Here is a 480-nt window from a genome sequence, read left to right as displayed (position 1 = left end):
AATGAAAAGCACTTCCAGGCAGGTATGCGGAACATTAAGGTGGATGGCTTATTATTAAGGCCGGCGATTGATTTAGTTTATGTGTTTGCGCTCATTATTGTTTTAAGCTATTTTGGAATTTCCTCTTTTGATAATAGCATTGAAATTGGAGTGGTTTACGCCTTTATCAGCTATTTAGACCGCTTTTTTGAGCCGGTAAATCAAATGATGATGCGGCTTTCCTTATTCCAGCAGGCGATTGTTGCCGGATCCCGCGTTTTCAAGCTTCTGGATGAAAAGGAATTAGCTCCGCAGCATACAGCCGATGCCGGGCTTGAAATTGTCGAAGGAGATATTGAGTTTCGCAATGTAAGCTTTTCATATGATGGCAAAAGAGATATTTTGAAAAATATAACATTTCGGGCAAAGCCGGGAGAAACTGTAGCCCTTGTCGGACATACCGGCAGCGGGAAAAGCTCGATTATTAATCTGTTAATGAGG

The 480-nt window shown here is 41.7% G+C and carries 1 protein-coding gene; it reads left to right on the top strand.

Annotated features, from left to right (window positions below):
- The coding region (locus AC2JF9_RS08675; protein WP_500726960.1) for an ATP-binding cassette domain-containing protein at nucleotides 1-480 on the top strand (480 nt) is incomplete at both ends.

Source organism: Lactobacillus sp. C449L, assembly GCF_059900815.1.
This window is presented reverse-complemented; position numbering and strand designations above follow the sequence as displayed.